The sequence below is a fragment of the Caballeronia hypogeia genome (genome assembly GCF_001544875.2).
In the GTDB taxonomy this organism is placed as follows: Bacteria; Pseudomonadota; Gammaproteobacteria; order Burkholderiales; family Burkholderiaceae; genus Caballeronia; species Caballeronia hypogeia.
Genome location: NZ_FCOA02000024.1, coordinates 65,758 through 91,704 on the forward strand (window position 1 = coordinate 65,758; position 25,947 = coordinate 91,704).

At 65.9% G+C, this 25,947-nt stretch carries 20 protein-coding genes; 3 read left to right on the forward strand and 17 right to left on the reverse strand.

Annotation, left to right across the window (positions count from 1 at the left end):
- Positions 1-2: 2 nt before the first annotated feature.
- From AWB79_RS27670 to AWB79_RS27750, 17 genes are all read right to left on the reverse strand, one after another.
- Entirely contained in the window at positions 3-1,187 is a 1,185-nt protein-coding gene (locus AWB79_RS27670; RefSeq protein ID WP_061170646.1) for a beta-ketoacyl-[acyl-carrier-protein] synthase family protein, read from the reverse strand.
- Positions 1,184-3,625, reverse strand: coding sequence for an MMPL family transporter (locus AWB79_RS27675; protein ID WP_061170647.1), 2,442 nt, complete (start codon positions 3,623-3,625; stop codon positions 1,184-1,186). The genes AWB79_RS27670 and AWB79_RS27675 overlap by 4 nt, the downstream gene beginning before the upstream one ends.
- Positions 3,622-4,257, reverse strand: a complete 636-nt coding sequence (locus tag AWB79_RS27680) for a LolA family protein (protein ID WP_061170648.1) — start codon at positions 4,255-4,257, stop codon at positions 3,622-3,624. The genes AWB79_RS27675 and AWB79_RS27680 overlap by 4 nt, the downstream gene beginning before the upstream one ends.
- Positions 4,245-4,682, reverse strand: a complete 438-nt coding sequence (locus AWB79_RS27685) for an acyl-CoA thioesterase (RefSeq protein WP_061170649.1) — start codon at positions 4,680-4,682, stop codon at positions 4,245-4,247. Before AWB79_RS27685 ends, AWB79_RS27680 begins: the two co-directional genes overlap by 13 nt.
- Positions 4,675-6,255 carry an HAL/PAL/TAL family ammonia-lyase gene (locus AWB79_RS27690; RefSeq protein WP_061170650.1) on the reverse strand — a complete coding sequence of 527 codons (1,581 nt, stop codon included), beginning with the start codon at positions 6,253-6,255 and terminating at the stop codon, positions 4,675-4,677. The genes AWB79_RS27685 and AWB79_RS27690 overlap by 8 nt, the downstream gene beginning before the upstream one ends.
- On the reverse strand, positions 6,242-7,981 hold the full coding sequence (locus AWB79_RS27695; protein ID WP_061170651.1) for a glycosyltransferase family 2 protein: 1,740 nt from the start codon (positions 7,979-7,981) through the stop codon (positions 6,242-6,244). Before AWB79_RS27695 ends, AWB79_RS27690 begins: the two co-directional genes overlap by 14 nt.
- Positions 7,978-9,666 (reverse strand): ApeI family dehydratase, encoded by a 1,689-nt coding sequence (locus tag AWB79_RS27700; protein ID WP_061170652.1) that lies wholly within the window; start codon positions 9,664-9,666, stop codon positions 7,978-7,980. Before AWB79_RS27700 ends, AWB79_RS27695 begins: the two co-directional genes overlap by 4 nt.
- Positions 9,663-10,298, reverse strand: coding sequence for a COG4648 family protein (locus AWB79_RS27705; protein WP_096031623.1), 636 nt, complete (start codon positions 10,296-10,298; stop codon positions 9,663-9,665). The genes AWB79_RS27700 and AWB79_RS27705 overlap by 4 nt, the downstream gene beginning before the upstream one ends.
- Positions 10,295-10,546, reverse strand: a complete 252-nt coding sequence (locus tag AWB79_RS27710; protein ID WP_198399113.1) for an acyl carrier protein — start codon at positions 10,544-10,546, stop codon at positions 10,295-10,297. Before AWB79_RS27710 ends, AWB79_RS27705 begins: the two co-directional genes overlap by 4 nt.
- 2 nt (positions 10,547-10,548) lie before the next feature.
- On the reverse strand, positions 10,549-10,848 hold the full coding sequence (locus AWB79_RS27715; RefSeq protein WP_061170654.1) for a phosphopantetheine-binding protein: 300 nt from the start codon (positions 10,846-10,848) through the stop codon (positions 10,549-10,551).
- The gene (locus AWB79_RS27720) at positions 10,829-11,620 is read right to left on the reverse strand and encodes a lysophospholipid acyltransferase family protein (RefSeq protein WP_061170655.1); all 792 of its coding nucleotides are present in this window, start codon (positions 11,618-11,620) and stop codon (positions 10,829-10,831) included. Before AWB79_RS27720 ends, AWB79_RS27715 begins: the two co-directional genes overlap by 20 nt.
- Positions 11,607-12,293, reverse strand: a complete 687-nt coding sequence (locus AWB79_RS27725; protein WP_061170656.1) for a beta-ketoacyl synthase chain length factor — start codon at positions 12,291-12,293, stop codon at positions 11,607-11,609. Before AWB79_RS27725 ends, AWB79_RS27720 begins: the two co-directional genes overlap by 14 nt.
- A gap of 598 nt (positions 12,294-12,891) precedes the next feature.
- Complete coding sequence (locus AWB79_RS27730) at positions 12,892-14,541, reverse strand: GMC family oxidoreductase (protein WP_061170699.1); 1,650 nt, start codon at positions 14,539-14,541, stop codon at positions 12,892-12,894.
- Positions 14,542-14,559: 18 nt separating this feature from the next.
- Positions 14,560-15,777 carry a mandelate racemase/muconate lactonizing enzyme family protein gene (locus AWB79_RS27735; protein WP_061170657.1) on the reverse strand — a complete coding sequence of 406 codons (1,218 nt, stop codon included), beginning with the start codon at positions 15,775-15,777 and terminating at the stop codon, positions 14,560-14,562.
- On the reverse strand, positions 15,774-17,072 hold the full coding sequence (locus AWB79_RS27740) for an MFS transporter (RefSeq protein WP_061170658.1): 1,299 nt from the start codon (positions 17,070-17,072) through the stop codon (positions 15,774-15,776). Before AWB79_RS27740 ends, AWB79_RS27735 begins: the two co-directional genes overlap by 4 nt.
- A 116-nt stretch (positions 17,073-17,188) precedes the next feature.
- Positions 17,189-18,613, reverse strand: a complete 1,425-nt coding sequence (gene aldA / locus AWB79_RS27745; protein WP_061170659.1) for an aldehyde dehydrogenase — start codon at positions 18,611-18,613, stop codon at positions 17,189-17,191.
- Between the two features lie 349 nt (positions 18,614-18,962).
- Positions 18,963-20,288 carry a T6SS effector BTH_I2691 family protein gene (locus tag AWB79_RS27750; RefSeq protein WP_157695869.1) on the reverse strand — a complete coding sequence of 442 codons (1,326 nt, stop codon included), beginning with the start codon at positions 20,286-20,288 and terminating at the stop codon, positions 18,963-18,965.
- A 670-nt stretch (positions 20,289-20,958) separates the two neighbouring features.
- On the opposite strand from AWB79_RS27750, the gene AWB79_RS27755 reads away from it, so the two are divergent.
- The 3 genes from AWB79_RS27755 (at position 20,959) to AWB79_RS27765 (ending at position 25,894) form a co-directional block, all read left to right on the forward strand.
- A complete protein-coding gene (locus AWB79_RS27755) occupies positions 20,959-21,615 on the forward strand; it encodes a response regulator (protein ID WP_061170661.1) in 657 nt (218 codons plus the stop codon).
- A gap of 2 nt (positions 21,616-21,617) precedes the next feature.
- Complete coding sequence (locus AWB79_RS27760) at positions 21,618-22,901, forward strand: ATP-binding protein (RefSeq protein WP_061170662.1); 1,284 nt, start codon at positions 21,618-21,620, stop codon at positions 22,899-22,901.
- Positions 22,902-23,026: 125 nt separating this feature from the next.
- Entirely contained in the window at positions 23,027-25,894 is a 2,868-nt protein-coding gene (locus tag AWB79_RS27765; RefSeq protein WP_082862486.1) for an EAL domain-containing protein, read from the forward strand.
- Positions 25,895-25,947: the final 53 nt, after the last annotated feature.

Consider the following 25,947-nt stretch of genomic DNA (forward strand, 5'->3'; position numbering starts at 1 on the left):
CCTCAATCCGCAAGAATCAGGCTGACGTTGCTGCCGCCGAAGGCGAACGAATTGCTCATCACGTAGCGCGTGCCCGTCGCGCCCGGAAGGCGGCGTTCGGACTCCACGAGATCGAGCGCGGGCAAGGCCGCGTCCGCTTCGCCGTCCCAGCAATGCCGCGGCAGCGGCGCGCCGGCGCGCGCGAGCGTGAGCCACGCGAAGCCGATTTCCGTCGCGCCCGCCGCGCCGAGCAAATGGCCGGTGAGCGGCTTGGTGCCGCTCGCGGGCACGCCGTCCGTGAACACGCGGGCCATCAGGCGCGCTTCCATTTCGTCGTTCTTGCGCGTGGCGGTCGCGTGCATGTTCACGTAGCCGATGCCGCCCGGCGTCACGCCCGCATCGGCAAGCGCCGCGCGCAGCGCCATTTCGCCGCCGACGCCTTGCGGGTCGGGCGCCGACATGTGATGCGCGTCGCTCGATTCGCCCACGCCGGCCAGACGCACGGCGCTTTCGTTACGCGTCATCAGGAACAGGGCGGCGCCCTCGCCGACGTTGATGCCGTTGCGATTGCGGCTCATCGGATTGCTGCGGGCCGGGCTGGTCGAATCGAGCGATGCGAAGCCTTGCACGGTCAGCTCGCACAGCGTATCTACGCCGCCCACGACGAGCGCGTCGCACAGGTTGAGTTGCAGCAGGCGGCGCGCCGCGGCGAACGCCTTGGCGCTCGACGTGCACGCGGTCGAAATCGTGAACGCCGGGCCTCGCACCGCGAGCGCGGCCGCCGCGAACGGCGCCGCCGTGCCGATCTCCATTTGCCGATAGTCGAAGCCGTCCGGCAGCGATCCCGCTTTCGTGCGATGCGCGAACGCCGCTTCCGCCGCGCCGACGCCCGAGGTGCTGGTGCCGAGCACGACGCCGATCCGCCCGGCGCCGTAGCGTTCGCGCGCCGCTTCGATCTCGGGGCGAATCAATTCGAGCGCGGCGAGCAGCAGGCGGTTGTTGCGGCAGTCGAAGCGTTCGAGCGCGGCGGGCGGCGCGATTTCGAGCGGCGCGAGCACGCGGCCGACGAACGCGTCGCCGCGCTTCATGGGCATCGGCCCCATGCCGGGCGATTGCGACGCGGCGAGGGCGGCCGCGATCGAATCGGTATCGTCGCCGAGTGCGTTGATCATGCCGAGCGCATGCAGATAGACAGGCGGCAGCGTCATGCGTGTTTTCTCCCTTCCTTGGGTACTCCCGCCGGCATGCCCATGGGCGCGAGCAGCACCGACACCAGAATGCCGAGCGTGAGCGTGACGCCGAAGCTCTTCAGCGCGGGCATGGCGCTCATGCCGAGCATGCCGAACGACAGCAGCGTGGTCGCTGCCGACAGCAGCACGCCGGTCCAGACCGCGCCGAGATCGGCGCCGTCGCGCTGACATCCTTCGCGCAGGAACACGGCGTAGTTCGCGCCGACGCCGAGCACCAGCATCAGCGCGAGGCAATTGAACAGATTGAGCGGCACGCGCGCATAGCCGAACGCCGCGAGCGTCACGCCGACGGCCAGCAGCACGGGCAGCGTCGTCGCGATTCCTCCGCGAAGACGATAACGCCCGACAACGAGCGCGAGCACGAGCAGCAGCGCGCCGCCGAGCCACATGCCGCTGTCGACGCGATATTCGCCGAACAGTTTCGATACGCCTGCCGCCTTGTCGACGAACGCGACGCCCTCGGTGACGCGCGCCAGCTCGATCAGCGCGGGCAGATTGTGCGGCGTCACGCGCTGGGGCATCACGATCGCCGCGTAGGCACGCTGACCGTTCGTCGCCACCGCGCCGAGCCATAAATGCGCGAACGGCTTCGACCAGGGCGCCGCGAGCCAGCGCTCGACGGTCAGCGGCTGCTCGCCGGCTCGAGAAAACGAGTCGATCCACGCGAGCGCGATCGCGTCGCGGAAACCCGCTTGCGAAAGCGTCGCGCGCAGAGCAGCCGGATCGGCGAACACGTGTTGCGCGACGAGCGCGCGGTCTTCGGACTGACGCCGCGCCGACGGCACGAACTGCGTGACCGAGCGCCAGCCGTCCACCGACTGACCGGCCGGCAGCGCGTCGAGCTTCGCGCCCAGCGTTTCCGCGCGTCGCAGCACCGTTTCCTGCGTTGCGCCCTGCACCACGAAGAACTGCGCAGTGTTGTCGATGCCGACCGCGTCGCGCACCTGGTTCTCCTGCGCGACGAGCACCGGATCGCGCTGGATCAGCAGATGGATGTCGTCGTCGCTTTGGAGCTGCAGCCAGCCCGGCGCGCAAACGGCGGCCAGCACGAGGGCGACGGCCCACGAACGCCGCCCGCCGATCGCGCGTTGCCAGCGCACGAGCAGCACGGCCGCGCGCTCGAACAGACGCCGTTGCGCGGCCTTCGGCGCCTGACGGGACGCTGCGGGCAGCATTGCGGGCAGCAACCACATGACGGAGGCGAACGCGACGCAGATGCCCGTCATCGCGAAGCAGGCGATCTGCTTGAGCGCGGGAAACGGCGCCCACGCGAGGATCGCGTAACCGAGCAGGCTGGTGGCGAGCGCCACGGCGAGCGCGGGGCGCACCGAGCGCGCGCCGCGATGCGCGTCCCAGTCGCGCGGCGCGCCGAGATAGACGACGAAGTATTGAATCGAATAATCGACGGCCTCGCCGATCAGGCTCGCGCCGAACACGAGCGTCAGCAGGTGCAGCTTGCCGAATACGGCGAGCGTGACGGCCAGCGCGCCGACAATGCCGAGCGCCGTCGACAGAAATCCGAGCAACAGGAGACGTGGCGAACGGAACACCCACAGCATCAGCAGCGCGATGCCGCACGCGGACGCCATGCCGATCAGATGCACTTCACGCTCCGATGCGCGCCGCGCCGACTCTGCGTAGAACACGGCGCCCGCGCGCGCGACGGATGCATCGGGCCACGCCGCGCGCAACGAGGTCTCCGCCTTCGACGCCGCCGCGAGCACCGCGCGCTGCACCCGCGACTCGTACGCGGAGCCGTGCAGCGTGGTGACGACGAGCACGCTGGTGAGCTCTGCGCGATGCGCGACGAGCATGTTGTCTTCGAGATCGAGATTCGAGGTCGCGAGCGGCAGATCGGACAGCCAGTGCTCCAGCCACCCGAAGGGGTCGTCGGCGAGTGGCGTCGCGAGCGGACCGCGCACGGGGTTGTAGATGCGCTGCATCAGCGCGTCGCGCAGCGATGCCGCGCCTTCGGATGAATGCGCGAGCGCCGCGCGGTCGGCGGGCGTCAGCAAGCCGAAGCGATGCGGCGTGTAGAGCGCGCCGATCTGCCCGAGGTCGAACGGCGGCAATTCCGCCGTCACGGACGCGAACGCGCCGCTCGCTTGCAAGGTCGCGCCGAATCGTCTGGCGGCGGCCTTCGCACGATCCGCGTCGCGGCTCGATACGAGGAACACCGTGCGGTCGCCGAGCGCATTCGCGAGCTGATCCACGGCCTTTTCGGCGACCGGGTTCGCCTCCGTCGCGGGCAGCAACGCGAGCAGATTCGTTTCCAGCGGCGCCGGCCCGGAAAAGCGGAATACGCAGTACAGCACGGCGACGAGCGCGAGCACGAACCATGTGGCCCGCACGCGCCACCGCGACATCCGCGAGCGTTGCCAATGCCACGGAGTCATGACGCGTCCAGCAAGCTGCGCTCGGCAGGCGACGGATCGTCGGCCGCTTCGCTCTTCGTGAACTCGATGCGCGTGACGTCGCCGCTCGCGAGATCGATCCGCAAGCCACGCAGGAACGCGCCGCCCGTCATGTGCAGGCCCTTGATCGCCTGCGCGAGTTGCGGCTGGTTCGGCTTGAGCGAAAGCGTCCAGTCCGACGGCGAGCCTCGCGCATCCACATCGAACTGCGAGTACAGCGCGGAGAGGTCGCCGCCGAGCATGGCGCGCATCATCTTCGCGACTTGCGCGACGCCGCGAACACCTCGCGCGCTTTTGGTACGGATGGGCCGGCCGTTCGCATCGACCTCGGTCACGCCTGAATCGGTGATGACGAAGGTCGCCGCGTAAGGCGTGTCCACGCGCCAGATCACGCCGCGATCGCGCAAGAACACGAGCGCGCCCGTGCTGACGAGCGGCTGCTTCATCGCGGCGAGCGTCTGCGTCTGCGTGAACTGCGCGCGCACGCCTTTCATCTGCGCGAGACGCGCGCTGACCTGCGAGACGAGCGCCTGATTCGCGTCCGCCGCATGCAATGGCGCGGCGGCGATGAGCAGCGCCGCGAGCGTCGCGCGCAACACGGTCAACACGCCCATACGCGCTCCAGCTTCTCGAACACGACCGGCGGCGACACGAACTGCAGCTCCTGCGTGGCCGCGTCGACGGCGACCTGAATCGTGTAGCCCTTCGTCAGGCGCTCGCCCGTCTCGCAATCGACGAGTTCGTAGCCGATCTTCAGGCGGTTCTCGTATTCGAGCAGTTCCGTGCGCACTTCGATGCGCTGCCCGTAGGTCGCGGGCCGCACGTACTTCAGATGCGCCTCGACGATCGGCCACACGTAACCCGAAGCCTGCATTTCGCGGTAGTCGTAAGCGAAGGCGCGCTGCAAGGCCGAGCGTCCCGCCTCGAAATACTTCAGATAGTGACCGTGCCAGCACACGTTCATGGCGTCGACGTCGTGAAACTGCACCTCGACGACCGCGCTCGCCTTGAGCGTGCGGGTCTGCATGCGCTCAGCCATGACGCGGTTCCTCCGCTGCGGCATCGACGAGCGCGCATGCCGCGATGCGCGTCGTCAACGCGCGCAGATCGCGCTCCAGCGCACGATCTTCATCGACGAACGGCGAGACCTGCGCGACCGTCTCCGCGAACTCGCGCAACGGCGCGGGCACGGCCGCTGCGGGATCGAGACGCAGACGCAGCTTCAACGCCTGCACGGCGGCGAGCGTATGGGCGGCCGCGACCTGCTCCGTCAGTTCGAGCACGCGCAGACAGTCACGCGCGGCGATGGTGCCCATGCTGACCTTGTCCTGGTTGTGCGCCTCCGTCGAGCGCGAGAACACGCTCGCGGGCATCGTGTGCTTGAGCGCCTCGGCGGTCCACGCGGACGCCGAAATCTGCACGGCCTTGAAACCGTGATTGATCGGCGCACGGGCGGGCGTCGCGCCCGTCAGATTGCGCGGCAGGCCGTTGTTGAACTTGTCGTCGACGATCAGCGCGAGCTGACGATCCATCAAATCCGCGAGATTGGCGACGGCCGTCTTGAGCGCGTCCATCGCGAACGCAATATGGCCGCCGTAGAAGTTGCCGCCGTGCAGCACGCGTTCCGCGTCAGGGTCGATCAGCGGATTGTCGTTCGCGCTGTTGAGCTCGTTCTCGATATCGCGGCGCATCCAGGTGAGCGCGTCGGTCGCCACGCCGATCACGTGCGGCGCGCAACGGATCGAGTATCGGTCCTGCAGGCGATGCCCCGGCGTGTCGTCGCGGCCCGCCAGATCGGCGCGGATCCACGCGGCGGCTTCAGCCTGACCCGCGTGCGGCTTCACCGCGAAAATCGTTGCATCGAAGTGCGCGGCGCGGCCATCGAGCGCCACGGTCGAAAGCGCCGTGAGACGCGCGGCGAGACGCGTCAGATGACGGGCGCGCGCGAACGCCAGACACGCGAGGCCGGTCATCACCGCCGTGCCGTTCATCAGCGCGAGCCCTTCCTTCGGCGCGAGCGTGAGCGGCGTCACGCCGAGCGCGGACCACACGCCGGCGGCATCGCGCAGGGTGCCGGCGAACATCACGTCGCGCTCGCCGACCAGCGCCGCCGCCACGTACGACAGCGGCGTCAGATCGCCGCTCGCGCCGACCGAGCCCTCCGACGGAATGCGCGGCAACACGCGATGATTGATCAGATCCGCGAGCCGCTCCAGCAACACGAGGCGCACGCCGGAAAAGCCGTACGCCAGCGAGTTCAGACGCGCGGCGATCACGGCGAGCGTCGTTTCATCGTCGAGATGCGCGCCCATGCCGCAGCCGTGATAGCGCGTGAGTTGCAGCGGCAGCGCCTCGACGAGCGGCATCGGCACATCGACGACGCACGCGTCGCCATAGCCGGTGTTCACGCCGTACACGGTCTTGCCCGCCGCGAGATGACGGCGCAGGAAATCCGCACCGCGTTCGACGCGCGCGCGCCATTGCGGATCGCGATTGAGCGTGACCGGCGTGCGCCGCGTGGCGATCGACACGACTTCTTCGATCGTCACGCGCCTGCCGCCGAAAGTCACCGCGTGGGCGCGCACGCCGTCGATCAGATCATGCTCGGACATCGTTTCCTCCAGGCGCTGAGCCTTCGGTCGTCGCTTTGCCGGGGCGCGCCCAGAAATCGAAGAAGTTGAACCATTGATAAGGCGCCTTGCGGCAATAGTGTTCGAGACGCGACGCATAGCGCTGCGCCCACGCCGCGATGTGCTGCGCGCGTTCGCGGCGCGGCAACGCGATGCACTCGGCGAACGGCTCGAAATACAGCCGATGCCGACCGTCGCGCTCTTTCAGGCAAAAGAACAGGTAGACCGGGCAGCGCAGCGCATGCGCGAGCACATACGGGCCTTGCGCGAAAGGCGCGGTCGCGCCGAGGAAACGCGCTTGCGTCGTGCGGCCCGACTCGTGCGCGGGCACGCGGTCGCCGACGATCACGAGCATCTCGCCCGCGTCGATGCGCGCTTTCATCATCATCGCGGTTTCGGGGCCGAAGTCGCTCACCTGCACGAGCCGGCTGGCGAAATCGCCATGCGCGGACGAGAGCACGCTGTTGAAGCGCCTCGCGTGTCCTGTGTAGACGATGGCCGTCACCTTCGCGTGGCCGTTGCGCACGGCGAGCGCGCGCGTCATTTCGAGGTTGCCGAGATGCGCACCGATCACGAGCGCGCCGCGTCCGCTCTCGACGAGCGCCTCGAACGCGGCGGGTTCGTCGAATATCACCTGGTCTTCGGCGATGCGGCCGGACCACGCGGCGAGCTTGTCCAGGCCCGATTGCGCGAACGCCAGCATCTGCCGGTACGCGGAGCGCCAGCCGGGACGCGGCATCCGCTCGTCCGGCGCCGCGTGCGCCAGATGCGCGAAGTAGCGATGCGAAGACACCCGTGCGGCGCGGCCCGTCAGCAGAAAATAGCCGACGACGGGATGCAGCCACAGTCCCGTGAAGCGCATGCCGAACAGGCGGCAACTGAGGGCGAGCAGCGCCATGCCGAGGCGGCTGCCACGTTCGGCGACGCGCCACCAGCCTTCATTCGCGGAGGTCCTGCGCGGCATCGCCTTGTGCGCGAGCAGCATCGGCAGGCGCAGCAGCATGCCGCACACGAGCCGCGTATGGCTTGCGCTGATACGCACGTTGTCCCACAGCACGTCGAAGTGCGAGACGCCGTCGGCGGCGTAGGTGACGCGCGTCGGCACGGCGCGAAACGCGACGCGCCGCCACGACAGACGCACCAGAACCTCGATGTCGAAGTCCATGCGCGTGCCGAGCCGCACGCCGTCGATCAGCGCGCAAACCGTGTCGAGCGGATACAGGCGAAAGCCGCACATCGAATCGCGGATCGCGAACGACAGCGTTTCGATCCACACCCACACGTGCGTCACGTAGCGGCCGTAGAGACGCGACTTCGGCACGCTTTCGTCGTAGACGGGGCGCCCGAGAATCACCGCTTCCGGCTCGGCGCGCGCCGCCGCGAGAAATCGCGGCACGTCGTTCGCGTCGTGCTGGCCGTCCGCGTCGATCTGCAGCGCGTGCGTGTAGCCCGCGCGCCGCGCCGCGCGCAGACCCGCCATCACGGCCGCGCCCTTGCCGCCGTTGACCGGCAGGCGCAGCAGCGTCATCTGCGCGCCGTACTCTCCGGCGAGCCTGGCGAGCACGGCTTGCGTGGCTTCGTCGCTGCCGTCATCGACGACGAACATCGGCAGGCCGTGCACGCAAAGTCGCGCGACGGTGCCGCCGATCGCCTCCTTGTGGTTGTAGATCGGAATGACAATGCACGTCCGCAGGTTCGCGCCGCTCATGCGCGCTCCCGATAGACGACCACGCCCGACGAACAGTCGCGCCCGTTAAGACGATAGGCGAACTGCACGCGGCGGCGCGCGGCGTCGTGCGCCAGTTGCAGATCGAGCACCGCGCCGGGCGGCACGGGCGCCATGAACTTGAGACGATCCACCGAGGCGGTGTCGCGCGCGCCCGCGACGTGCTCCGACGCGAGCCGGATCGCCCAGTCGACCTGCACGACGCCCGGCAGGATGGGCAGATTCGGGAAATGTCCGCTGAAGTGCGCAAGCGCGGCCGGCACGCGTAGTTCGTAGCGCAGGTTGTCGCCGTCGTGCGCTTCCGAGAGCAGCTCGAAGCCTTCGGCGCGCGCGCCGAACGCAGCCGCGACCGCCGTGACGGGCAGCTTGCCGCGCGCATCGAACGGCAACGCAATGCGAAAGCGCCAGCGACGCGGCAGCAACACGACATCGAAATAGCGGGCGAGATGGCGGCGCAGCGACTTGGCGAGCGCGACGCGGCCCAGGTCTCGCAACGCCGCGCCGCCCGCGTCGCTCAGCGCGACCACGGCGCCCACGCGCTCGCGCGACGCGCCCGCGAGCGGCACGACGCACGCCTGCGCGACGAACGGATGCTGCGCGAGCCGCGTTTCCATTTCAGGCAGCGACATGCGCTTGCCGTCGAGCTTGATCACGCGGTCGAGGCGGCCTTGCAGACGGAAGCGGCCGTCATCGTCGAGGTGAATCGCGTCGTCGGTGCGATGCCAGCCGCCGTGACCCAGATGCGGCGAACGCACTTCGAGCGCGCCGTCGTCGGCTCGACGCACATCGACGCCGCTGACCGGCCGCCACGCATCCGTCTCGTTCTGCCTGCGCCACGCGATGCCGCCCGTCTCCGTGCTGCCGTAAATTTCGACGGGCGCAGCGCCGAACACGCTGGCATAGTCGCGCGCCGCGTCCGCCGCGAGCGGGCCGCCCGATGAGAAGAACACGCGCGGCGCCGGCGCGAGTTCGGCGAACCCGGCAAGCGAGGGCCAGCGCACGAGTTGCGCCGGCGAAGACACCATCACGGTCGCGCCGCAATGCCCGATGCGCGACTGCACCTGCAGCGGTTCCGCGCACAGCGCGCGATCGAACGCGCGGCCCGCCGCGAGCGGCCACAGCACGCGGAACAGCAGGCCGTAGATATGGCGATGCGGCACGCTCGCGAGCATCGTCGCGTCACCGACCAGCGCGCCCCACTCGGCTTCGAGCGTGCGCACTTCGGCGTCGAACTGCTCGAGCGTCTTGTGGATCGGCTTCGGCGCGCCGCTGCTGCCCGAGGTGTAGAGCGTGAGCGGCGCGTGAGGATCGATCGGCAGCGCCGAAGCGGCAGGCCTGAGCGTTTCCGTCGCGGCCAGCGCGCGTACGTCGGCATCGGTCAGGATGCTGTCGTAGGCGTCCGCGAGATCGTCCAGATAGCCGGGCGCCGAACTCGCGGGAATCACCGGCTCCTTGCCGCATGCGAGCAGCGCGAAGAGCGCGCAGGCGAAGTCGAACGGATCGTCGATGCACAGCGCCACGCGGCGCGCCTTCTGCTCGTTCAACCACCACGCGAGCGCCGCTGTACGCGCGCGAAATTCCGCGTGCGTGTTGATGGCCCAGTCGTCGCGACAGACGGGTGTCAGCCCGTCGCGTTGCGCACACAGCAAGTCATGCAGAGCGATCATGCGGACTCCATGCGCCGCGCGCGCGGCAGGATCACGAGATGGCGCCACGCGATTTCACCCACGATCAACGCCCCGACGAGTCCGTACGAGATCGCGCCGTTGTACAGCGACCATGCCTCGCGGCTCCAGTACAACGCGGTATAGAACGAGAACAGGCCGTTCGCGGCGAAGAACGCGCACCAGATTTGCGTGACGCGGCGCGTGTGACGCACGGCGGCCTCGCTCAGATCGGGCGTGCCGATGCGCGCGAACTTTTCGATCATCGATGGTCCGCGCACGAGCGTCGCGCCGAACGCGACCAGCAAGCCGACATTGACGAGCGACGGATACACATGAAGCAGGCGTTCGCTGTCGGTCCACACAATCGCCGCGGACGCCGCGCTCAGCACGAACGCGACGCTCCAGTCGACGCGCGTGAGCCGGCGCAGCGAAACGCCGACCACGCCCGTGCCGACACAGCGTTGCAGCCAGATCAGGGCGAACAGCAGGCATCCGGCGTAGCGCGGCGCGTTCCAGAACCACGCGCCCAGAATGACCGCGGGATAGGCGAGCTTGAGCGCGACGGTCACGAAGACGCCGGTCCGGCCACGCGCTCTTGCAGCGGCGGCGCGCGCGGTCTGCGGCTGCATCATGCCTGCTCGACGAGCAGCGACTCGACGGCTGCGATCACGTCCGCCACCGTGCGCACCGACTTGAATTCTTCGGGCTTGATGCGGCGGCCCGTCATCTCCTGCAGCTTGATGGCGAGATCGACGGCGTCGATGCTGTCCAGATCGAGCTCTTCGTACAGATGCGCCTCGGGCGTCACGCGCTCGGGCGCGATCGCGAAATTCTCGTGGAAGATGGCGCGGATGCGCTCAAGGATCTCGTTTTCGGTCACGCTCATTCCCCTTCTTTCGTTGTGCCGTCCGCAACGTGCGCAAGCTCGCGCTGGCTCGCCACCAGCGCGACGAGCGTGTTGATCGAACGAAAATGCTCGCGCGTGTTCTCGTCGTTGGCCGCGATGTTCAGTTGATAGTGCTCGCGCAGCACGATGCCGATCTCGAGCGCGTCGATCGAGTCCAGGCCGACACCGTCGGTCTCGAAGAGCGGCGCGTCATCGTCGATGTCGGCGGGCTGCATGTCTTCGAGATCGAGGGCCTCGATCAGAAGCCGTTTGATTTCAAGCTTTAAAGAATCCATAGTCGATCAGATGCTGGGTGATGTGGGCTTCGATCACGCTCGTCACCGTGCGTGCGGCAAGTGCGGGCGGTTCGTCGCGCCCGGCGAGTTCGTCGGCGCGCAGAGGCTCGAGCACGTTCACCTGCATGCGGAAGGCGCGCTCGGGCACGTCGTGCCAGCACATGTCCTTCGTGAACGCGGGTGGATCGCAGTCGATCAGCACGGGAAGAATCGGCGCGCCGGATTGCAGCGCCATATGGGCGAATCCGCGCGAGAAGGCATGCATGCGGTTGCGTGTCGGACTGCGCGTGCCTTCGGGAAAGATGATCATCGTGTAGCCGCGCGCGAGTTGCCGCGCACCCGCTTCGACGAGCTGGACAGGGTCCGCGTTGCTCACATATTCGGCCGCGCGCATCACGCCCCAGAAGAACGGGTTGCCCCAGTGCGCGCTCTTCACGACGCAGCAGGCGCGCGGCGTGAGCGACAGCAACACCATTACGTCGAGCCAGGTCGGGTGATTCGCGACGACGATGGCCGCGCGCTGCGTATTGCGGATGAGCGCGCGCGCGCCGTGCACGTCGAGCTTCATCACGCCCACGCGCACGAGCACGGCGACGAGCGCGCGAAAAAACGCGTGAATGATGCCGACGATGACGCGCTGCTTCGAGTCGCGATGCGGCCAGACGCAAGCGAGCGGAAACACGATCAGCGAAAAGCCCAGCCCGCAGAAACCGAACGCGGCGAACGCCAGAGCCGTCGCGACGAGACGCCAGTAGTAGTCAAGCGCCTTCATGCCAGAACCATTGCCAGGTGGAATGCCTGCCGCGCCATTCGCTCGCGGCGCGCGTATCGAGACAGTGCTGCACGGCCCGGCTTTGCGATGCGAACGGCTCGCGCGCCGCCTCGGATCGTTCTGCGCGCGCGCACGTCAGTCGTCCGGCGCTCGCGGAGGCATCGAGCAAAATGGCGAGCGCGCCGGCCTCCACTTCGTCTTCGACTTCGCCGTAGGCGGGATCGGCGGGCTCGTCCGCATACACGAGCAACACCGGGCTCGATGCGTCCGTGGCGTACTGCGCGTGCGCTTCGAGCAGCGCATAGCCGAGCGTTTCGTTCCCCGCCGACAGCGCGCTGACGGCCGTGCGGTCCCCGCGCACGATGCCGAGCACGCCGGTCATCGTGTTCAGCACGGAAAGGCTGAAGGACGTGGGTGAAACGGTTCCACCCGCGTCGATCGTATGGAGGATTTCGGTCGTGCGGCCCAGTTCGCCGTGACGCGACGCGAACACCACGCGCACGGCGGGCACATCGGCTGCGCAATCGTGTGCGACCTTCAGCGCGGCACGCGACAGCGTGCTCAGCCGGCGTCGAGTCATCGGCTCGATGAAACCGACGTCGGGAGCGGCAGATGCAACGGCAGGCCAGAAGGACCAGCGAGCAACCGGAATGGTCCAGTGCAGATCGGGCATGTCGGTGTTGACGCGACGGTTCGCGTTGGTTCGCGGTGGTTCCTGTAGCCGGGCAGGAATGACCGACGGCGGCACGCCAGGGCGCGCTCCGTACGGCGGCGGAGCCACCCGGTGCTTGTTATTTAGTACGTGGACTGCGAGCAGGTTTACGGCGCGATGCCAAAATTATTTAGCGATGCGACTCTAGTCGTCGTGCCGTCGTCCGGTTCTTCTATTTGACAGCGTCGGGATTTTACAGTCGATTACGGTCAAAAATCAGCATAAAAGCGATAACGCTTTTAGTCGTCGCATTATCGCGACGACTCGCTCCGGATCACTTCGGGCATTGCGCCGGAGGTGCTCAGGCAGGCGTGCGGCGCCGGCTTTTCCTCGCGATAAGCCGCGTTATTCCGAATGTTCCGATTGCGCGACTGTATTAACGTTTGCGCTATTCGTCGATAAGCCTAAACCTCAAAAACTCGGGATTTTCCTTATCGATCTATTACGGCAAAACATCGGGAAACTTTAATTCGACGCGTCGGGCATCGCGCCGATTTTGAAGACGCGCCCGACGTCATGAAGAACGCGGGCGCCTTGTTTGAATTTGTCGCCGCGTCGTTCAGACGAGCGCCGCCTGTCGCGAAACCGCCTCGACGACCATGCCCGCATCCTCCAGAACCATGTCCGCGCCCTTCTCCGCGACCATCATGGTCGGCGCATTGAGATTGCCCGACGTGATGTTCGGGAAAATCGACGCATCGACGATCCGCAAGCCTTCCACGCCATGCACGCGCAACCGCTCGTCGACGACCGCAGTGCGCGCGTCCGGACCCATCGCGCAGGAGCCGCACAGGTGGTAGATCGAGCCGGACTGGTCGCGGAAGTAGTCGAGCATGTCGGCATCGCTGTTCACGTCCGGTCCCGGCGAGATTTCCTCCGCCGTGATCCCGCGCAGCGCCGGCGAACTCATGATCTTGCGCACGAGCTTGCTGCCCTGCACCGCCTCGCGGAGGTCCTTCGGCGTCGTCAGCGCGTTGATGCTGATCTTCGCGGCGTCCTCCACGCGAGCGGATGCGATCTCCACCGAACCGCGGCTGGTCGGGCGGCACGGGTTGAAGCACAGCAGGAAGCCCGAATACGGTTCGGGTTCGAGTTGCGCCTTGCTGCTCTTCGGAATGCGATACGACAACGGATTGAAGTAAAGCTGCAGATTCGGCTCCGTCTCTTCCTCATCGCCCTTGAAGAAGCCGCCCGACTGGTTGACGCTCATCGAAAGCGGACCCTTGCGCGCCGTCAGATAGCGCATAGCGGCGCGCGCCTTGCCGATGAGCGAGCCCAGTTCGTCGTTCAGCGTCTTGACCGTCGCGCGAAAGTAGAAGCTCACGCACAAATGATCCTGCAGGTTCTTGCCGACGGCCGGCAACGCGTGCACGACCGGAATGCCGTGCTTCGCGAGCAACGCGGCGTCGCCGAGGCCGGAGAGCTGCATCAGCTTGGGCGAATCGACCGCGCCCGCCGAGAGAATCACTTCGCGCTTCGCGCCGAAGCGCAGCGATTCGCCGTTGCGCGAAGCCATCACGCCGGTCGCGCGCTTGCCCTCGAACAGCACGCGGCTCACGCTGACATTGCGCTCCACGCGCAGGTTCTTGCGCCCGAGCACCGGATGCAGATATTCGAAGCTGCTCGACGAACGCTGGCCATTGCGCGCGTTCAGGTCATAGATGGTGGCGCCCTCGCAATCCGCGCCGTTGATGTCGCCCGTGACCGGATATCCGGCTTGCCGCGCGCCTTCGAGGAACGTGCCGCAGATCGGATGCGCGCCGTCCTTCATCGACGAAATGCTGATTTTCCCGTTCGCGCCGTGATATTCGGTGTCGCCGGCCCAGTGCGATTCGAGGCGGCGGAAATACGGCAGCACGTCGCGAAAACCCCAGCCCGCGTTGCCCGCGCGCGCCCAGTCGTCGAAGTCGTGCGGCTGGCCGCGCACGTAGATCATCGCGTTGATCGAGCCGGAGCCGCCCTGCACCTTGCCGCGCGGGCAATACAGCGAGCGGTTGTTCAGTTGCGCTTCCGGCTCGCTGTAGTACATCCAGTTGAATTCCGGGTTGTAGTAGGTCTTCGTGAACCCGACCGGAATCTTGAACCAGAATGAATCGTCGGCGCCGCCCGCTTCGAGCAGCAGCACCGAATGCTCGCCCGATTCCGTCAGCCGGTCCGCGAGAATGCAGCCCGCCGAGCCAGCGCCGACGATGATGTAATCGAATTCCATGTTCTTCATGTTTTGCGCTCAGCCCTTCGCGGGCGCGAGATCCTTCACGTCGGCGGGCTTTGCCGCCATTTGCAGGTGCAGACGCGCGCCGGTATAAGGCGTATGCGCGCGCACCACATCCATGTTCAGTTCGATGCCGAGCCCCGGCTCCGTGGACGGAATGATGTAGCCGTCTTCCCAGCGAATCTTCGTCTTGAGCACCTCGGCGTGGAAACCGTCCCACGTGCCGATGCTTTCCTGGATCAGGAAGTTCGGCGAACACGCGGCGACCTGAATGCTCGCGGCCGCGCCCACCGGACCGTTGTAGAGATGCGGCGCGATCTGCGCGTAATGCACCTCGGCGAGACTCGCGATCTTCTTCGCTTCGAGCAGACCGCCCACGCGTCCGACGTTGAACTGCAGGATCGACGCCGCGCGCGCTTCCAGCAGCTTCGCGAATTCGTACTTGGTGGTCAGGCGCTCGCCGGCGGAAATCGGAATGCTGGTCTTTTCCGCGACTTGCGCCATCGCGTCTTCCTGCCCCGGCGGAACCGGCTCTTCGAACCACAGCGGATCGTATTTTTCGAGGCGCTTTGCAAGCCGGATCGCCGACGAAGGCACCATCTGCCCGTGCGTGCCGAACAGCAGATCGGCCTTGCTGCCCACCGCCTCGCGCACCTTGCGGCAAAACAGTTCGCACCGGTCCATCACTTCGAGCGAAATCTGGTGGCCCGAATACGCGGTGTAAGGCCCCGCCGGATCGAACTTGACCGCCGTGAAGCCCATCTCGACGTTCTGCGCGGCGCATTCGGCGGCGAGATCGGGATCGTCGTAGTCGTATTCGCCTTGCGCGTTCTTCGGATACAGATACGTGTACGAACGCAGACGCTCATGCACGCGCCCGCCGAGCAGTTCATACACGGGCTTGCCCGCCGCCTTGCCGATAATGTCCCAGCACGCCATTTCCAGGCCGCTCACGACGCCCATCATCGTGAGGTCGGGGCGCTGCGTGAAGCCGCTCGAATACGCCTCGCGATAGAAGCGCTCGACGCGATGCGGATCGTGGCCGAGCAGATAGCGTTCGAACACGTCCTCGATGATCGGCGTCATGGCCTTCGGATGGAACGTCGCGGAATAGATCTCGCCGACGCCCTCGATGCCGCAATCCGTGCGCAGCTTCACGAAGATCCAGTACATGCCGCCCACGTGCGGCGGCGGAACAGCGACGACATAGGTTTCGAGCGAAGCGATTTTCATGCTTGATCCTGCTTGTTGAGCCGATGTTTGAAGACGAGCGCCGCGATGCCGCCCAGCGTCGACATGCACGCGATATAGCCGAAATAAAGCTGATAGCCGTGCACGCCCGGATAGTTCTGCGTCAGATAGCCGTTGATGAGCGGCAGCACCGCATCGGGCGAATAACCGATCACCGAGACGAGGCCAATGGCGAGACCCATGACTTCGGCGGGCACCTTGCACTGATCGAGCAGCGACCAGTAGAGACCGCGAATCGCGTAGGTCATCACGCCGATGAACAGCACGATCACCGCGATGAGCACGTGACTGCCAATGGAAGGCGCGGCCATCAGCCCGAGCAGCGCAATGGCCGCTGCGAACAGCGCGAACACAAGCACGGAAGTCTTCGAGAAACGGTCGCCGAGAAAGCCGCCGCCGATGCCGCCGATCGGGCGCATCCACAGTTTGGCCGTGGTGATGAAGCCCGCCGCGACCACCGACAAGCCGATTTCCTTCTCGTGCAGATATGCGGAAAAGCTGTACGTCGCCCAGAACACCTGATAGCCGCAGAAGACGATTGCGGAGAGTAGCCACAATTGCGGGTTCTTCAGCAGCACACCGAGATCGCGGAGCACGTTGCGCTTTTCACGTTTCGCTTGCGCGGCCTGCGCGCCTTGCGAATCGCGCACCAGACCGAGCACGACGCCCAGCCCGATGCACAGGAACGCGTACATATAGACGACGATGCGAAAACCTGTCGCGGGCGAATCGCCGTGCGTCTGTGTGATCCACGCGAACAAGCCGATCGCGACGGTCGCGAGCAGCGCTTCGATCAGCCCGCGTCCGCCGTCGAGAAAGCCGAAGAAGCGGCCTTGCTCGCTGGCGGCGGCGATCGTCTGCACGCGCTTGATGATCGCGGCCCAGAACGTGAGGCCGGTCGTCAGGCCCCAGGCGCCGAAGATCACGATCAGCGCGCCGAACGAAGGCGCCGTCGAGTACCAGAGCCCGAGCGCGCCCGTCGCGATCAGCGAAAAGCTGATGAGCACGCGAGGCGCGACGCGGTCCGCGAGCCAGCCGCTCGGCAGATAGCAGATGAGGAAGATCGTGCCGAGCGCGGAATACAGGTAACCGAGTTGCGACTCGCTGATATGGAAGACTTCGAGCATCGTCGGCTGATAGACCTGCCGCAGATACAGCATCGGATAGATCGCGCCGGCGGCGATCACGAGCAGCGCGAGCTGGATATAGCGGTCGGCGCGCGTGGCTTCGCGCGGCGCGGCGACGCTCTGGCCGGATTGAGCGGGATTCGATGACACGGGTGTGCTCCTCGAAGGGCAGCGGCGCGCGGCGGCGGATGCCGCGCGGCTGGGCCTTCAATATGTTTTTGTCGGGCGATGGATGAATGCGAAGCGGCCGTTGCCGGCCGCGAAAATCAGTACTTCATGACGACGAGGCGCGTTTGCGTGAATTCGAGCATGCCGTGCTTGCCGTCGTCGCCGCCGATACCGGAGCGCTTCCAGCCGGCGTGAAAGCCCTGGTACGGATCGGCGGGCGTGCGGTTGATATACAGCTCACCCGCTTCGATCGAATTGGCGACCTTCATCGCCGTGCGATAGTTCTCGGTGTAGAGCACCGACGAGAGCCCGAACTGGTGATCGTTCGCCATGCCGATCGCTTCGTCGATGGTGGAATACGAGAGCACCGCCAGCACCGGGCCGAAGGTCTCTTCCTGCACGATCTCCATGTCCTGACGGCAGTTGGAAAGCAGCGTCGGTGGATAGAAGAAGCCGCGGCGGTTCGGCACTTCGCCGCCGGTTTCGAGCGTGGCGCCCGCTTCGATCGCGCGGCGGACCATCGCGTGAATGCCGTCGCGCGAGGCCTTGTTGACCAGCGGACCCATGCAGTTCGCGTCTTCGTAACGGTCGCCGATCTGCTTCGCCTTCATCTGCTCGCGCAGCATGCCGACGAATGCGTCATGGATGCTCTCGTGCACATAGACGCGCTCGATGGCCGTGCAGAGTTGCCCGCCGTGCGTGAGCTTCGAGGCGACGAGTTCGCGCGCGGCCTTCTGCAAATCGGCGTCCGGCTCGACTATGGCGGGCGTCTTGCCGCCCAGTTCCAGCGAAGGCTTCGCGATATTCGCCTTGCAGTACTCCAGCACCTTGCGGCCCGCGTTGACGCTGCCCGTCAGCGTGATCATGCCCACCTTGGGATGCGTGCAGACGACTTCGGCCGTCGCGTGATCCATCGCCAGAATATTGACGACGCCCGCGGGGAGCGCTGCGCGTTCGACGGCGCGCGCGAGTTCGAACGCCGACAGCGGCGTGTTGTTGCTCGGCCGCACGACCACCGTGTTGCCCGCGATCAGCGCCGGCGCGACCTTGCGCATCAGCGTGTAGATCGGGAAGTTGAACGGAATCAGGCACGCGACGACGCCGATCGGCTCGCGATGCAGCACGAGGTTTTCGTCGGGCGTGTCGCTCGGAATGACTTCGCCTTCGATCCGGCGCGCCCATTCGGCGTGATAGCGCGTGATCTGCGCGGCGTAGACGGCCTCGTTGGTCGCGTCGAGCAGGCTCTTGCCGGACTCCATCGCGAGCGCGGCGCCGATCTCGGCGGAGGCTTCGACGAGCGCGTCGGCGAGACGCTGCATGTGCGCGGCGCGCTCGGCGGCGGGCATCACGCGCCAGAGACGTTGCGCCGCGGCGGCCTGCTCGACCGCCTGCAGCGCCTGTTCGCGCGACGCGTTGTGGACGTGGCCCAGCACCTCTTCGGTCGCGGGATTCAGGATGGCGGTGACGTCATCGCTCACGGGCTCGATGAAACGTCCGTTCACGAAATTCCGTTCTGGCTTCATTGGGGCGGTTTCCTTGATCGCTGTGCGGCGCGTCGCCCGGCTGCCGGGGTTTCCAGGCAACCGCTGCGAATTGGCAACGCATTTGCGGCTCATTCTTCCAAGCGTCGCAGTGCAGCGACAAGCGAAGAATTTTCTGGAAGAACATTCGAAAAACTCACGATACCTGTTCGACTAAATCCTTTTGCGGTGGCTGGCTGATACAGCACAATCGGCTCGCATCACTGCGTTCTGTCCGTTAATTAGGATTTCTTCAAAATAAGTAAAACACTTGAGACTTTCATGAGAATCAAAGCAATTTCCCTGGCCGCGCTGGCGTGCATCGCCTCATCCGCTCATGCGCAGAGCAGCGTCACCATGTTCGGTAGTCGCGCCTGACCAATTCAGAAGCGTTCGCGAATTCTTTTTGCCAATTTCTGTACGGCCCGTCGGGCTGGCTGATGACCGTTCTTCCAAGGTACTCGCTCCAGGAAGACTCTTGCGCTTTGCGCACCGTAGCCGGCGAGGGATTTCTCATCAACTGGTCATATGCTTGCTGTCTTGCGAGTTCCGCAGCCGCAGGCCTGCTGCTGCCGAAGCTTGCAGGTCCAGTCGGGCGATTTGCCAACGCCGGATCTGTCGCAACAGACGCCCGTATTTCGCGGGCCTCCTCGTAGCTGACTTTCATATAGTCGGCCAGGCCCTCGGCAGTAGCAAAGACCTGGAGTTTGACTTTTTCGTCGTTCGAAGTCTTCAGTGCCTGGAGCGAGGCATCGAGTGCAACGAGGTTGCGATAGGTGGTGGCATACCCGTATCCATTGCCAAACTTGCCTGATGGCGCAGGCGTATCGAGCAACCGGTCGAGATGCCACTGGATCAACGCCGCCAGATCTTGGGTAATGCCGGATGGATCGTCGACTGCCACGACTGCCGCCCCGAAACGCGGACTCCGACGCGCGCAGGCTTCAAGAACGGCGGATGCAGCGCCCGCTCGCGCGCGATAATTCGACCCCGTGGGTGCTACGAACGACGCGGACCTGTTTTGCGCCCCCTTCGCTACCTGAGCGTATTCGGCCACGGTGGTGTCTAGTGCGCCTATTCCGACCGCATGCGGCACGTTGCCCCGGCCGCTTGAAGCAGGCAGGCCGGGGAGCGCCTTGTGCGCCTTGGCCCAGGCGCCCGCGTCGAACGATCGCATGTGGAGTTTCCGTTGCGTCTTGCCCGTCTCACCCTTATGCGCCTTGATCACCGCCGACGTCCACTGGACGTCCGAGAAGCCCAGCCAGACGATTCCCGCGTGCTCCGCGTCACTGATAGCAATGCAGCCCGCCAGCTCCTTATGGCCGACGAAGTCGCACGGAGTAGCTGATTTTGCTTGCTCGGGGATTGTGGCCTCAGGCGGGAAGCTCATGAAATTTCCATCGCGGGTGACCCAGTAGCCATCCATGCGATCGCGCTTTTCGTCGTACACGTAAAGGTATCCGCTACGCATAAGGCGAGTGGTGTAGATTGCGCCGCCCTTCAACTGCAAATCCTGCCGCTTGCCCTTGCCGACGCTGTCGGCGGCGTCCTCTACCATCAGTGGAGCCGAAACGACTGGCAAGCCAGGATCGTGCGGAACGATGGCATAACGCACCGGCATGATTAGCAAACCGCGTTTATCGCAAAGACTGCAAACCGGTTCGGTTACCGAAGCCATGGTTGAGTTTCCTCAAGTAATTTTTGTCCACCGGTCGACGTCAACGATGCGCCGGCCCGCACCATGACATGGGCCTGGCTGTGGGTAACCTTCATGGTTTCATGCGATGTGGGCGCCATGTCATCGTTCTGCTCTTTGATCCGGATCTTTCCGCGATCTCTCATTCGCAGTACTGTTGAAGCGGATTTTCTTTCGCGCGTTGACGCCTTCTCGGAACCGAATCGCGCCAGTAAGGGCGCCAACATACCCGAGTGGTTGAAAATACGGAATGGATCAAACTAACAATTCAGATACATCTCTCTCTGGATTGCAGTTTTTCTGTCTTCGAAAAAATCGATGATCAGGCATGCGATTCATTTCGCGCTGGCTTACGCCCCGCAGCGAAGGCGAACGACAGCCTTCAAAGCTGTCAAAAAGGGCGCTGAATCGACCTGACATCGCCGGAAGGAAGGAAAAAAGGGCGCGTTGTGGTTCAGCCACTCGCGCCGGACCTTCGATTTGCCGCGATTCCTGCCTCGCGCCACTCCGTCAATACCGTCCTAAGCATCTCCTAAGCTTTCCGCAACTAACCTTGCGGCTTTCGTGAACTTTGACGAATTCGCAAGATGACCCACACGCTCATCCCCGTCCGTTCGCGCCGTCCGACGCCATGAGCCCGAGGAGATACGCCATGAGGGTATTGCTCGTCGAAGACGACCGCATGATCGGCGAAACGGTCCAGGACGAACTGCGCGACAGCAGCTACGCCGTCGACTGGGTGCGCGACGGCAAGCTCGCGCTCACGAGTCTCACGACGCACGTCTACGATGCGATCCTGCTCGATCTCGGCCTGCCCGGCGCCGATGGCTTCGAGGTGCTGCGCGCCGTGCGTCGCGGGGACAATCCGGTGCCGCTCATCATCATCACCGCGCGCGATTCGGTCGAAGACCGCATCCGCGGACTCGACGAAGGCGCCGACGACTATCTCATCAAGCCATTCGACATAGCCGAGTTGCGCGCGCGCATGCGCGCCGTGATCCGCCGGCGTGGCGGACAGGCCGCGCCGCTGATGACGAACGGCGTGCTCACGCTCGATCCCGCCACGCGCGAAGCCACGTCCGGCGACGTCGCGACACGCCTGTCGAGCCGCGAATTCGCGCTCTTGCAGGCGCTGATGATCCGCCCCGGCGCGATCCTCTCGCGCGCGGAACTGGAAGACCGCATCTACGGCTGGAACGAGGAAGTGGAAAGCAACGCGGTCGAATTCCTGATTCACTCGCTGCGCAAGAAGCTCGGCGCGACCGCGATCAGGAACGTGCGCGGGGTCGGCTGGATGGTCTCCAAGTAACCATGACGCGTTCGCTACAGTTCAGGCTCTCGGCCTGGATGTCGGCCCTCATCGTCGCGGTCGCGGCGGTGGGTGGCCTCATTGCCTTCAAGACGGCGTTCCACGAAGCCAACGAGTTGCAGGACGGCCAGCTCCGGCAGATCGCCGCGCTCGTCACGCCGCGTACGCTCGCGGTGATGGAGCGCGAGGCGCTCGGGCGCGTCGCGGACGCGGACCCGGAATCGAAGCTCGTCATTCAGACGATCGACCAGCGCGTGCCGCTCGCGCTCGCCTCCGATCTCGCCGACGGCGTGCAGAACGCGAGCGTCGCCGGGACGCGCTGGCGGCTCGTCGTGAAGACGCTGGATGACGGCGTGCGCGTCGTGATCGGCCAGAAAACCGCGGGCCGCGATGAAATCGCCCGCAACAGCGCGCTCGCCACCGTCATGCCCTTTGCCGCGCTCGCGCTCGTGCTGATGGCCGCGCTCCATCTGATCGTGCGGCGCATGTTCCGGCCGCTCGCGCAGCTTTCGGCCGATCTCGACCGGCGTCCCGAACACGATCTCTCAGCCGTTTCCGGCGGCGCGCTGCCGAGCGAGATCACGCCGTTCGTCGTCGCAATCAACCGGCTGCTCGGGCGCGTGGATGCGTCGGTTGCGCTGCAGCGCCGCTTCGTCGCCGATGCAGCTCACGAACTGCGCTCGCCGCTGACCGCGTTGTCGCTGCAGGCGGAACGGCTGAACGCCTCCGATCTGCCCGACGCCGCGCGCGAACGGCTCGATGCCCTGAGGCGCGGCCTCGCGCGCACGCGCTCGCTCCTGCATCAACTGCTGACGCTGGCGCGCCTGCAGCAACGCACCGATGTCGACACCGCGGAATTGCGCGTGCAGGAAGTGTTCCGCAACGTGCTGGAGGATCTGATGCCGCTCGCGGAGGAAAAGCACATCGATATCGGCGTGTCGAGTGACGACGACGTGCTCATCCACGCGCCGCAGGCCGATCTGACGATCCTGGTCAAGAATCTCGTCGACAACGCGATCCGCTATACGCCCGTAGGCGGCCGCGTGGATCTGGCGGCGGGCGTGTCGGGCGCCAACGCGTGGATTCGCGTGGAGGACAGCGGCCCGGGCATTGCGCCGGAAGAACGCGCGCGCGTGTTCGATCCGTTCTATCGCGTGCTCGGCAGCGATGCGGATGGCTCCGGCCTCGGCCTGTCGATCGTCGGTACGATCGCGGCGCGCATGGGCGCGCGGATCGAGCTCGGGGACGCCGCGCCGGGCGGGCTTTCCGTCACCGTCACGATCTAGCGCGCGCATGCGTTCAAGGTCCGTCCGCGCGCGCCGTTAACCCGACAGACTCCCAGCGTCTGGACGGCCTCGCGCGCGCGAAGCGATGCGTCCACTCGCCTGGAACCGCACGAGCCTGATCGAACATGTCGTCTTTTTCTGTTTTGCCACCCGGGAATCGAGGTGACGGCGCCCATGCGCGCGCCGCGCCGACCGAAGACAACGCCCTGCTGCGCCAGATCGCGAGCCGCATCGCGCAGCTCGGCGGCTGGTCGTTCGATGTCGCGGCCGGCCGTGTCGTCTGGTCCGACGAAGCCTGCGCGATTCACGAGATGCCGTCCGGCGCGACGCCCTCGGTCGAGGAAGCGTTCGCGTTCGTCGCGCCCGAATGGCGCCCGCGGATCGGCAATGTCGTCGATGCCTGCGTGAGCCGCGGCGAGGCCTTCGACGAGGAATTCCAGATCGTCACAGCAACCGGACGCCGCGTGTGGGTGCGCGCGATCGGCGAGCCGCGCTTCGACGGCGCCGGCGCGCTCACCGGCCTCTGCGGCGCGCTGCAGGACATCACCGCGAAAAAGCGCGCGGAGGATCACGCCCGGCGACTCGCCGCGCGCCTGACCAACACGCTGGAAAGCATCACCGACGCGTTCTACACGCTCGATCGCCAGTGGCGCTTCACCTTCATGAACGCGCAGGCCGAGCGCCTGTTCCAGCGTTCGCGCGCGGAACTCATCGGCAAGGTCATCTGGGACGAGTTCAGCGGCATGGAAGGTCAGACGATCCATCGCGAGTTTCATCGCGCCATGCGCGACAACCGCACGGTGGTCTTCGACGATTACTACGCGCCGTATCGCGTGTGGTGCGAAACGCGCGCCTATCCGTCCGACGACGGTCTCACCGTCTATTTCCGCGACACGACGCGCGAGCACAAGGCGCAGGAATCGCTGCAACTGAGCGAGGAGCGCCTGCGCATCATCGCGCGCTCGACCACCGATCTCATCTGGGACTGGGATGTCGCGAGCAACTCGACCTGGCGCAGCGACAACGTCGAAAGCATGTTCGGCTACCCGCGCGAGGACTTTCAGGGTTCGATGAACCTGTGGGCGAGCCGCATTCATCTCGATGATCGCGAGCGCGTGCTCTCCAATCTCGACGCCGCCGTGCACGGCCGCGACGATCACTGGATGGACGAGTACCGCTTCATCCGCAACGACGGCACCACGGCTTACGTGCTCGACCGCGGCTACATCATGCGCGATGTCGACGGCCACGCGACGCGCATGGTCGGCGCCGTGGTCGATCTGACCGAGCGGCGCGAGGCCGAAGCGCGTATCCGCGAACAGGCGTCGCTGCTCGACAAGGCAAAGGACGCGATCGTCGTGCGCGGCATCGACAACCGCGTGCGCTACTGGAACAAGGGTGCCGAACGGCTTTATGGATGGACTGTCGAGGAAGCCGTCGGGCGTTCGGTCGAGGAGCTGCTCTATCACGATCCCGGCGTGCTGCGCGAGGCGACGCGCAAGGTGCTCGAACTCGGCGAATGGAGCGGCGAGATCACGGAGCATCGCAAGGACGGCACGGCGCTCTCCGTCGACGTGCAATGGACCCTGATGCGCGACGAGAAAGGCGAGCCCGAGTCCATCTTCGCGATCAAGACCGATATCAGCCGCCGCAAGGCCGCCGAGCGGCGCATCCAGCATCTGGCGTTTCACGATCCGCTCACGCAGTTGCCGAACCGCCAGTTGCTCACCGAGCGACTGCAGCGGGCAATGGCGGCGAGCGCGAGGAGCGGCGCGGCGAATGCGCTGGTGTTCATCGACCTCGATAACTTCAAGACGCTCAACGACACGCTCGGCCACACCGTCGGCGACCTGCTGCTGCAACAGGTCGCGGAGCGGCTGCGCGCGTGCGTGGGCTGCGGCGACACGGTCGCGCGCTTCGGCGGCGACGAATACGTGCTCCTGCTCGAAGGCCTCGGCGCGTATGGCGAAGAGGCGTCGGCGCGCGCCCGCGCCGCAGGCGAGCGCGTTCTCCACGCGCTGAATCAGCCGTATCAGCTCGGCAGCCACTTGCACACGAGCACGCCGAGCATCGGCATCACGCTCTTTTGCGACGACGCGGCAGACTCCGTCGCGCTGCTGATGCAGGCCGATCTCGCGATGTACCAGGCGAAAGCGTCCGGCCGCAACGCCATGAGCTTCTTCGATCCGTCGATGCAGGAAGCCGTGAGCGCGCGCATGTCGACGGAAGCGGAATTGCGCCGCGCACTTCGCGACGACGAGCTCGAGCTGCACTATCAGCCGCAGGTGGATCGCGACGGCGCGATTCCCGGCGTCGAGGCGCTGTTGCGCTGGCGGCATCCGGAACGCGGGCTGGTTTCGCCCGCCGACTTCGTGCCGCTCGCGGAGGAGACCGGGCTGATTCTCGTGCTGGGCGCGTGGGTCATGGACGCCGCGTGCCGCCAGCTCGCGGCATGGTCCGCCGATCCGCACATGGCCGGTCTCGAAGTCTCCATCAACGTGAGCGCGCGGCAGTTTCATCATCCGGATTTCGCGGAGCTGGTGCTCGATGCGCTCACGCAGGCGGGCGCGAATCCGTGCCGGCTCAAGCTCGAACTCACGGAAAGCATCCTGCTCGATCACGGCGAGGACACGATCGCGCGCATGAACCTGTTGAAGACGCGCGGCCTGAGCTTCGCGCTCGACGACTTCGGCACCGGCTATTCGTCGCTGACGTATCTGAAGCGGCTGCCGCTCGACGTGCTGAAGATCGACCGCTCGTTCGTCCGCGATCTGCTCGACGATCCCAACGACGCGGTGATCGCGCGCACGATCATCGCGCTGGGCTGCAACCTCGGGCTCAAGGTGATCGCGGAAGGCGTGGAGAACGAGGCGCAGCGCGAGTTCCTGTTTCAGCACGGCTGCGACGCGTATCAGGGATTCCTCTGCACGAAGCCGGTTCCGGCCGACGAGGTGGCGAAGCTGATCGCAGCGCGCACTTCGTCTGGTGATTGAGCGGGCATGCGCGCCGCCTAAGTACATACGCGAGCCGCATGCCCGGCGCATAC

Coding starts and splice junctions, on each gene's coding strand:
- AWB79_RS27670 (WP_061170646.1), bottom strand. CDS start 1,187: ATGACGCTGCCGCCTGTCTATCTGCATGCGCTCGGCATGATCAACGCA.
- AWB79_RS27675 (WP_061170647.1), bottom strand. CDS start 3,625: ATGACTCCGTGGCATTGGCAACGCTCGCGGATGTCGCGGTGGCGCGTG.
- AWB79_RS27680 (WP_061170648.1), bottom strand. CDS start 4,257: ATGGGCGTGTTGACCGTGTTGCGCGCGACGCTCGCGGCGCTGCTCATC.
- AWB79_RS27685 (WP_061170649.1), bottom strand. CDS start 4,682: ATGGCTGAGCGCATGCAGACCCGCACGCTCAAGGCGAGCGCGGTCGTC.
- AWB79_RS27690 (WP_061170650.1), bottom strand. CDS start 6,255: ATGTCCGAGCATGATCTGATCGACGGCGTGCGCGCCCACGCGGTGACT.
- AWB79_RS27695 (WP_061170651.1), bottom strand. CDS start 7,981: ATGAGCGGCGCGAACCTGCGGACGTGCATTGTCATTCCGATCTACAAC.
- AWB79_RS27700 (WP_061170652.1), bottom strand. CDS start 9,666: ATGATCGCTCTGCATGACTTGCTGTGTGCGCAACGCGACGGGCTGACA.
- AWB79_RS27705 (WP_096031623.1), bottom strand. CDS start 10,298: ATGATGCAGCCGCAGACCGCGCGCGCCGCCGCTGCAAGAGCGCGTGGC.
- AWB79_RS27715 (WP_061170654.1), bottom strand. CDS start 10,848: ATGGATTCTTTAAAGCTTGAAATCAAACGGCTTCTGATCGAGGCCCTC.
- AWB79_RS27720 (WP_061170655.1), bottom strand. CDS start 11,620: ATGAAGGCGCTTGACTACTACTGGCGTCTCGTCGCGACGGCTCTGGCG.
- AWB79_RS27725 (WP_061170656.1), bottom strand. CDS start 12,293: ATGCCCGATCTGCACTGGACCATTCCGGTTGCTCGCTGGTCCTTCTGG.
- AWB79_RS27730 (WP_061170699.1), bottom strand. CDS start 14,541: ATGGAATTCGATTACATCATCGTCGGCGCTGGCTCGGCGGGCTGCATT.
- AWB79_RS27735 (WP_061170657.1), bottom strand. CDS start 15,777: ATGAAAATCGCTTCGCTCGAAACCTATGTCGTCGCTGTTCCGCCGCCG.
- aldA (WP_061170659.1), bottom strand. CDS start 18,613: ATGAAGCCAGAACGGAATTTCGTGAACGGACGTTTCATCGAGCCCGTG.
- AWB79_RS27750 (WP_157695869.1), bottom strand. CDS start 20,288: ATGGCTTCGGTAACCGAACCGGTTTGCAGTCTTTGCGATAAACGCGGT.
- AWB79_RS27755 (WP_061170661.1), top strand. CDS start 20,959: ATGAGGGTATTGCTCGTCGAAGACGACCGCATGATCGGCGAAACGGTC.
- AWB79_RS27760 (WP_061170662.1), top strand. CDS start 21,618: ATGACGCGTTCGCTACAGTTCAGGCTCTCGGCCTGGATGTCGGCCCTC.
- AWB79_RS27765 (WP_082862486.1), top strand. CDS start 23,027: ATGTCGTCTTTTTCTGTTTTGCCACCCGGGAATCGAGGTGACGGCGCC.